Here is a 6,255-nt window from a genome sequence, read left to right as displayed (position 1 = left end):
CAACCTTGAGGATGTTCTCCGCGAGGATCCTCACAAGTTCATCCTCACGTCCGTCCTCAATGAATTTCCTCGGGTGGACGCCTGTTGTGAGCATCATGTGCTCGGTCCTCAGAAGTCCAACACCATCTGCACCTGTTGCCGCGGCCTTCCTTGCAGCCTCAGGCATGCTAACGTTAACCTTGACCTCTGTAACCGTAAGGATGGGTGACTCGACGGTGACAGACTCCTGGACATCCTTTTTCTTCTCCTCCTCTACGACGCGGCCCTCGTAGACGAGTCCCTTGTTACCGTCAATGCTGACAACCTGGTTCTCCTTTAGAACCTCAGTTGCATTGCCTGTACCGACAACACAGGGTATTCCAAGTTCCCTTGATACAATCGCGGCATGGCAGGTGACTCCACCCTCATCGGTTATTATACCGCTGGCCCTCTTCATTGCAGGAACCATGTCAGGGGTTGTCATGACCGTGACGAGGATGTCGCCGAGCTGTATCTTATCCAGTTCATGGATCTCCCTTATTATCTTGACCTTACCTGATGCAAGGCCGGGACTTGCCCCGAGGCCCTTGAGTATCACATCCTTCGATTTAACCTCTCCTTCCTCCACGGCTTCCCCGAGGGTTGTTATGGGCCTTGACTGTAGCATGTAAACCTCCCCATCCATTATGGCCCACTCGGTATCCTGTGGTGAGCCATAGTGTTCCTGTATCCTTCTACCCATCTCCGAGAGGGCTGCTATCTCCTCATCAGAGAGGACCCTCTTGTTTCGAAGTTCAGGGGGGACCTCCTTTTTCACTGTCCTGCCATCCTCTCTTGTGAACATAACGTTCTTCTCACCGACGGTGAATTCAAGGAGTTTGCCTGTGCTCTTATCAACCCAGTAGGTGTCAGGGGTCACTGAACCTGAAACCACAGCCTCACCGAGACCCCAGGAGCCCTCAATGAGGATCTTATCCTCCCCAGTTGATGGGTGGACTGTGAACATGACCCCCGCCTTTTCAGCGTCAACCATCTCCTGGACAACAACCGCTATGTAAACCCTGGAGTGGTCGAAGTTGTTCTCCTCCCTGTAGAAGATGGCCCTTGCCTCAAAGAGGGATGCCCAGCACTTCCTGACATACTCCATCACATCCTCTGCGCCCCTTATGTTGAGGAAGGTGTCCTGCTGACCCGCGAATGAAGCCTCAGGGAGGTCCTCTGCTGTGGCTGAGGAACGTATGGCGACGTACACATCATCCTTTCCTATCCTCTGGCAGAGTGCATTGTATGACTCTATTATGAGTGTCTGTATATCCTCGGGTATCTCTGTGGATGTTATCATATCCTTTATCTCAGCGGATACCCTCTGCAGTTCCTTTGTATCATTGACGTCAAGGTTTTCAAGCATTTCCATTACAATGGGCTGGAGTCCCGTGTCTGTCATGAACTTGTCATAGGTTGCTGCTGTAACCACGAATCCTGGTGGAACAGGTATGCCCGCCTGTGTAAGTTCACCCAGGTTTGCACCCTTTCCGCCAGCGATTCCCACATCATCCTTACCGAGTTCCTCAAAAAACGCCACATACTTAACCATTTTATCCCCTGAACTAGTTGGTGTCACTAAAAAATGTGAATTTGAAAAAATTAGAATTTATTTTACGAGTTCCTCGCCCCTGTCAATCACAATCCTGCATGGAACAGGGAACTTCATCGCAGCCCTTCTCAGGGCCTCCTTGGCATCCTTGAAGTTCTTCTTGTTTGTCTCGATTGTGATTATCTTCTGGTTCTTTTTAACAAGGGCCACTGTGCTCACTGGTTTCCCGAATGCCTTCCTCATACCATCCTGGACACGGTCAGCCCCGGCCCCTGTCGCCATGGGGTTTTCACGGACTATGTGGTGGGGGTAGACCCTTATCTTAAGGTGGTAACCCATCCTACCGGCCTTCCTCTGCATGTAACGGTTTGAGGCTATCCTGGCTGCCTCCAGGGCATTGTGGCTTATCTGGGCTGGTGCCTTAACAGCAACGCTCAGTGAAATCGGGAATTCAGCTGAGAGATTACCCATATCATATTGAACTATCTTTGAACCTGGAATCTTCTTGATGTACTCTCTTCTTGTGTATGCACGAACCATAAATAATCCTCCTGTGATCATGTCCATGAGAATAACTATGAAATGAGTATCTCGGTAACCATTAATAAATATTGTCTTGGAAGCCAAACAGTTAATAAATCCAACCTGAAAAATATAAGGATACATATAATTAGCAGGGATGGTTTTTAAAAGTTTCCATGGTGTCATCATGAAGATAGCCATAACCGGTAAGGGTGGGGTGGGCAAGACAACCATAGCCGGCACCCTTGCCTGGATATTCGCTGGGAAATTCAGGGTCTTTGCCATTGACGCCGACCCCGACATGAACCTTGCATCCAGTATAGGTATAGAAGAGGAGATAACACCCATATCCCAAATGAGGGATATTATAAGGGAGCGTACTGGAGCGGAGCCTGGTTCATCCTTCGGTGAGGTTTTCAAGCTCAACCCAAGGATAAGTGACCTTCCAGATTCACTCTCAATCCAGCACCCCAGGAGACCCAACCTGAGGGTTATGGTGATGGGTACCGTGGAGCATGGTGGTGACGGCTGTGTCTGCCCTGCCTCGGTGCTCCTCAAGGCCCTGCTACGCCACCTGATACTCAGAAAGGATGAAATGGTGATCCTTGACATGGAGGCTGGAATAGAGCACCTTGGAAGGAGGACCGCGGAATCCGTTGATCTGATGGTGGTGGTTGTTGAACCCGGCCTCAAATCACTTGAAACAGCATCAAGGATAAAGAAACTCGCAGCAGACATCGGCGTTAAGAGGTTAATGGCCATAATCAACAAGGTATCAGGCAAAGAGGATGAGGAATTCATGCGTGAAAGGCTGGAGGAGGCTGGAATTGACGTTCTTGGCTGCGTACCCGCAGATAAGACCGTTGTGGCGGCCGATATGAGGGGCGAGCCCCTTGCCATGCACCCGGAATCGGCTGCCTTCAGGGCCATAAGAGAAATCTCCGAGAGGATAGCCTCAATGGAGAGATAAGTTAATGGATGGTAACGTCACAGGACGGAGACCTGAAATGAGGATATCAGTAACCATAGAAGCGGAATACGAATCAGAGGAGGAAGCCGAAATAGTTATGAAGGCACTTGAACCCGAAAACAGGTCATACGTTGAATCTGAAATTGACGGCTCAACAGTAAGGTTCACCATGGAATCAGATTCCATTGGAACAGCCCTCAACACCGCAGATGACCTCATATTCTCCGAGATGATAGTCGAAAATATGATGGGATTTAAATCAGAGAAGGAATGAACCAGGATTTAATCAGGCTTAGCATGTGGTGATTGGATGAAATTCAAACTTAAGGGAATAATAAAACTCAGTAAAGAGGTTCCAGAGGCAGAGAAGGACATTGAAGAGTTCCTGAAAGAGGCTGAAAAAGACATTCTCCGGAGAGGAGTCCCTGAGGGCCAGGAGAAGGAGGCTTCACATGTAAAATCATGGGAGCTCGTGGGGGACACACTGAAACTTGAAATGGAATCAGGAAGACGTGTGAGGGCCCATGACGGTCTTCTGAGACTCAAAAAGCCCCTGGGGCAGCTCCTTGGGCCCCGTTACAGGGTCGGTGTCAGGGGTGTTAAGGTGGAGGACTACACCCTTGAAATGGATGCCCCGGGGGTATCAGAAATCCCCGGCCTCAGGGAGCTGCCATTTGTGGAGGACGCAGATATCTCAGAGGGCACCATAAGGGTTAGATTCCAGCCCCTTAATGAGTCAGAACTCAGGAAACACGTGGTGGATAGGGTTGTGAAGCACGCCCTCAGCCTCGTTGAATCCTCACAGGACCTCACAGCCAGGGTCACAAGGGCAACCCCCGGTGAGATAGTTGCAAGAAGCGAAAAAAGAGAGTTCTTCTTTGATGGAGACCCCACGGAGGAGGCCATGAGGCTCGGGTGGGTTAAGAAGTTTCCTGGGCGTGGACAGTGGTTCTACGGGCCCCAGATAACCGCCCTGCACCGTGCCCTGGAGGAGTTCCTCATTGAAAGGATAGTGAAGCCCCTGGGATTCGTTGAGTGCCTCTTCCCGAAACTCATACCCCTGGAGGTTATGAACAGGATGAGGTACCTTGAGGGCCTGCCTGAGGGGATGTACTACTGCAGCGCCCCAAGCAGGGACCCTGAAACCTTTGAGGAGTTCAAGAATGAGCTCATCATAAACAGGGAGGTGCCAATGGACCTCCTGAAGAGGGGTCTGAAGGATCCCGGCTATGTTATTGCACCGGCCCAGTGCGAGCCATTCTACCAGTTCCTCTCACATGAGGTGGTGAATCTGGATGATCTCCCCATAAAGTTCTTTGACAGGAGTGGCTGGACCTACAGGTGGGAGGCTGGGGGAGCCAAGGGTCTCGATAGGGTACATGAGTTCCAGAGGATAGAACTTGTGTGGCTGGCATCCCCCCAGGACACCGAGGAGATACGTGACCGCACCGTTGAACTCTCATATGATGCTGCCGATGAACTGGAACTGGAATGGTACACTGAGGTGGGGGATGACCCATTCTACCTTGAGGGCAGAAGGGTTGAGGAGAGGGGAATAGAGTTTCCTGATGTCCCCAAATATGAGATGAGGCTCTCACTGCCAGGGCAGGAGAAGGGTGTGGCAGTTGTATCCGCCAATGTCCACGGTACACACTTCATTGAGGGATTCTCAATCAGGGAGGCCCGTAACATGAACATATGGACTGGATGCACCGGTATAGGTCTTTCAAGGTGGATATACGGTTTCCTGGCCCAGAAGGGCTTTAATATTGAGAAATGGCCGGAATTCATAAGGGAGCGAGTTGAGGGTGTTGAGGCCCCCCGTATAGTTACCTGGCCCGGCAAGGATTGATCTGAGGTGGTCATTTGAACTGTGACAGGCACCCTGAACGTGAAGGTGTGGCGTCATGCATAATATGCGGGAGGATACTCTGCGAGGAGTGTCGTCTGAAGCTTGGAGGGAAGAATTACTGTGAGAGGTGTGCTGATAAGCTCTTCAGGGAGCGGGTTGAGTCCGGTGAAGAGAAAAGGAAGGGAATGGGTCTTGGTGTTAAGATACTCATTGCCATTCTCATAATCCTGGGTATCCTTGCTGTTCTATCATACCTCATTTACAGTGTGTACCTCGCACCATACTATGGCAGCCCTGAAAACGTGCTAGGGATACTCATGAGTGACCCTGAAAGGATAATCCGTTTCCTGGGAACAAGGATCTCCAGTTAACTGATCATAAGTGAAAAAATTCAATAAGTCATGATCGAGTTCTGGGAAGGATCTTCACCTCAATCCTCCAGCTAGTGGGCTCCCTGAACTTTAATGAATGATGTGCCCCTCCTTGATTCAAATGTGAGTGTCCCGTCAAGCCGCCTCACAAGGCCCGCCACAATATCCAGTCCAAGTCCTGCGTCTTCTCAAGGCTGAAGCCCTCTGGAAGGCCCCCCCATTATCACTGACCCTGAGAAGGAAACCATTAGAGATATCCTCAAGGAATACCCTGATGGTCCCCCCATCATCGAATGCGTGTCTCAGGCTGTTTGATACAAGTTCATTTAGAATGAGTCCCAGTGGAACTGCCGTCTCAATGTTGATTCCACCACACCAATGTCCACCTCAATCTGAACACTGGACCTGTACATGTTGCGCAGGTAGGATGGAGCCTCTCTGTGTAAGATGCAAAGTTCACTGTACTTGACTCTGGATTGGAAAGGAGTAAATCATGGACCAGTGTCATGGCCCTTATCCGAAGCTGCAGAGCCCTCATGAGTTCACAGGAATCATGTTCCATTCCCCTTGCCTGGAGGTTTATGAGGCTTGAGATGATCTGAAGGTTGTTCTTGACACGGTGGTGAAGTTCTGACAGGAGTGTTCTGTTGGCCTCAAGGGACCTTCTTGCTTTCTCCTCAGACCTCTTGATATCTGTTAGATCCTCAAATATTCCCAGGGAACCCCCATCAATCCTTCTAATGATCACCCGTATCCACCTATACCCCCTTATCATGAACTCCCCCCTAAGTTTTTCTGACGTCTGCAAGGTCCCTGTGGAGTTCACCTATAAATCTATTATCTGCCGGTTGCCTGAAAATCTCCCGTATGGTGGGGTTGGACGCCAGTATCCTTCCATCGGCATCCATGAGGACCACACCCACAGGGAGTTTCACGAAGAGTGACCTGAACTTCTTCTCACTGATCC

The 6,255-nt window shown here is 50.3% G+C and carries 9 protein-coding genes; 4 read left to right on the top strand and 5 right to left on the bottom strand.

Annotated features, from left to right (window positions below; translation table 11 throughout):
• Nucleotides 1-1,573 (bottom strand): phosphoenolpyruvate synthase (gene ppsA / locus QFX30_RS09030; protein WP_300491227.1); only part of this gene is annotated, 1,573 nt, incomplete at its 3' end.
• Nucleotides 1,574-1,630: 57 nt separating this feature from the next.
• Entirely contained in the window at nucleotides 1,631-2,113 is a 483-nt protein-coding gene (gene rplJ, locus QFX30_RS09025) for a 50S ribosomal protein L16 (RefSeq protein ID WP_300491224.1), read from the bottom strand.
• 169 nt (nucleotides 2,114-2,282) lie between these two features.
• Between rplJ and QFX30_RS09020 the strand changes: the two genes are divergently transcribed.
• From QFX30_RS09020 to QFX30_RS09005, 4 genes are read left to right on the top strand one after another with little or no spacing between them, the layout of a single operon-like run.
• The gene (locus QFX30_RS09020; protein WP_300491221.1) at nucleotides 2,283-3,065 is read left to right on the top strand and encodes an AAA family ATPase; all 783 of its coding nucleotides are present in this window, start codon (nucleotides 2,283-2,285) and stop codon (nucleotides 3,063-3,065) included.
• A gap of 37 nt (nucleotides 3,066-3,102) precedes the next feature.
• Entirely contained in the window at nucleotides 3,103-3,339 is a 237-nt protein-coding gene (locus tag QFX30_RS09015) for a KEOPS complex subunit Pcc1 (RefSeq protein ID WP_300491219.1), read from the top strand.
• Between the two features lie 36 nt (nucleotides 3,340-3,375).
• Nucleotides 3,376-4,917: a serine--tRNA ligase gene (gene serS, locus QFX30_RS09010; protein WP_300491217.1), complete on the top strand. Its 1,542-nt coding sequence runs from the start codon at nucleotides 3,376-3,378 to the stop codon at nucleotides 4,915-4,917.
• A gap of 14 nt (nucleotides 4,918-4,931) precedes the next feature.
• Complete coding sequence (locus tag QFX30_RS09005; protein WP_300491214.1) at nucleotides 4,932-5,288, top strand: hypothetical protein; 357 nt, start codon at nucleotides 4,932-4,934, stop codon at nucleotides 5,286-5,288.
• Nucleotides 5,289-5,423: 135 nt separating this feature from the next.
• On the opposite strand, the gene QFX30_RS09080 is transcribed toward QFX30_RS09005, so the two are convergent.
• The 3 genes from QFX30_RS09080 to QFX30_RS08995 form a co-directional block, all read right to left on the bottom strand.
• Entirely contained in the window at nucleotides 5,424-5,594 is a 171-nt protein-coding gene (locus tag QFX30_RS09080) for a hypothetical protein (protein ID WP_367186150.1), read from the bottom strand.
• Between the two features lie 49 nt (nucleotides 5,595-5,643).
• Nucleotides 5,644-6,063, bottom strand: coding sequence for a sensor histidine kinase (locus tag QFX30_RS09000; protein WP_300491211.1), 420 nt, complete (start codon nucleotides 6,061-6,063; stop codon nucleotides 5,644-5,646).
• Nucleotides 6,064-6,073: 10 nt separating this feature from the next.
• Nucleotides 6,074-6,255 (bottom strand): PAS domain-containing protein (locus QFX30_RS08995; protein WP_300491208.1); only part of this gene is annotated, 182 nt, incomplete at its 5' end.

The organism is Methanothermobacter sp. (assembly GCF_030055435.1).
In the GTDB taxonomy this organism is placed as follows: Archaea; Methanobacteriota; Methanobacteria; order Methanobacteriales; family Methanothermobacteraceae; genus Methanothermobacter.
This window is presented reverse-complemented; position numbering and strand designations above follow the sequence as displayed.

Bases quoted from the DNA above. Each gene is read 5' to 3' on its own strand.
- rplJ (WP_300491224.1), bottom strand. From the start codon at position 2,113: ATGGTTCGTGCATACACAAGAAGAGAGTACATCAAGAAGATTCCAGGT.
- serS (WP_300491217.1), top strand. From the start codon at position 3,376: ATGAAATTCAAACTTAAGGGAATAATAAAACTCAGTAAAGAGGTTCCA.
- QFX30_RS09000 (WP_300491211.1), bottom strand. From the start codon at position 6,063: ATGATAAGGGGGTATAGGTGGATACGGGTGATCATTAGAAGGATTGAT.
- QFX30_RS09015 (WP_300491219.1), top strand. From the start codon at position 3,103: ATGAGGATATCAGTAACCATAGAAGCGGAATACGAATCAGAGGAGGAA.
- QFX30_RS09020 (WP_300491221.1), top strand. From the start codon at position 2,283: ATGAAGATAGCCATAACCGGTAAGGGTGGGGTGGGCAAGACAACCATA.